Source organism: Micromonospora sp. NPDC006766 (assembly GCF_040636055.1).
Taxonomy (GTDB): Bacteria; Actinomycetota; Actinomycetes; order Mycobacteriales; family Micromonosporaceae; genus Micromonospora.
The window spans coordinates 1-1,105 of the sequence record NZ_JBEYIX010000140.1 but is presented as its reverse complement, the minus strand read 5'-3'; the positions used below and the strand labels follow the sequence as shown (position 1 = coordinate 1,105).

The 1,105-nt window shown below is 67.1% G+C and carries 2 protein-coding genes; both read right to left on the bottom strand.

The features are described 5' to 3' along the window. A partial coding sequence (locus ABZ671_RS32745) for an ATP-binding cassette domain-containing protein (RefSeq protein ID WP_357865455.1) occupies positions 1-287 on the bottom strand: 287 nt, incomplete at its 3' end. Beyond that, a partial coding sequence (locus ABZ671_RS32740; protein WP_357865452.1) for an ROK family protein occupies positions 284-1,105 on the bottom strand: 822 nt, incomplete at its 5' end. The genes ABZ671_RS32740 and ABZ671_RS32745, both read right to left, overlap by 4 nt.

The window sequence follows — 1,105 nt, the reverse complement described above, 5'->3', positions numbered from 1 at the left end:
GCCCGCATCGCCGCCTGCGGATTCGCGAAACCCGCCGGCTCGCCACACCACACGACCTCACCCGAATCCGGCCGGTGCACCCCCGCCAGAACCTTAATCAAAGTGGACTTACCGGCACCGTTCTGCCCCAACAGGCAATGCACCTCACCCGCCCGCACCTCCAACTGCACCCCGTCCAACGCCCGCACACCAGGGAACGTCTTCACCACATCAGTCAGGCGCAGAACCACCTCGCCCGCGACGGCGTCGGCCGGGTGCCGGCCCGCGATGTTCTTCGGGGCGCTCATGATGCCTGCTCGAAGGCGACGTCGCTGGCGAGCACCGCGGCGCCGGCCACCCCGGCGCGCAAGCCCAACTCGGAGAGCACGACCGGCAGGTTGCCGGTGGCCAACGGCAACGAACGGCGGTAGACCACGCTACGGATCTCCGCAAGAAGAATGTGTCCCAACTGGGCGAGTCCTCCACCTATGACGATCATCGACGGGTTGGCGAAGCTCACCATGCCGGCCAGCACCTTGCCGACCCGCCGGCCACCATCCCGAATGAGTTGAATGCAGGTGATGTCACCTTCAGCGGCGCCGACTGCCACGTCGCAGGCGGTCACCGCGCCGGCGGTGGCGAGCCGCTCGGCAAGCGCGGGCGAGGCTCCGGAGCGGGCGGCACTGGTTGCCTCCCGGGCCAGGGCCTGCCCACCGAACAGGGCTTCCAGGCAGCCAGGATTGCCGCACGAACACATCGGACCATTGAGTTCGACCTGGATGTGGCCGATGTCGCCGGCACAGCCATCCTTGCCCCGGTAGACCTCACCGTCGAGGTAGATCCCGCACCCGATGCCCGTACCAATCTTGACGAGCAGGAAGTCGTTGACGGAACGGGCGACGCCGCCGTGCCGCTCACCGATCGCCATGACGTTGACGTCGTTGTCGACAACAGCCGGGCAACCATGCTCCCGAGTCAACAACTCCCGCACCGGGAAACGGTCCCAACCCGGCATAATCGGCGGCGACACCGGCACACCATCCCGGAAACTCACCGGCCCCGGCACCCCGATACCCACCGCGTTCAACCGCTCATAAGCCCCATCCACCCGAGCCTTGTGCAACAA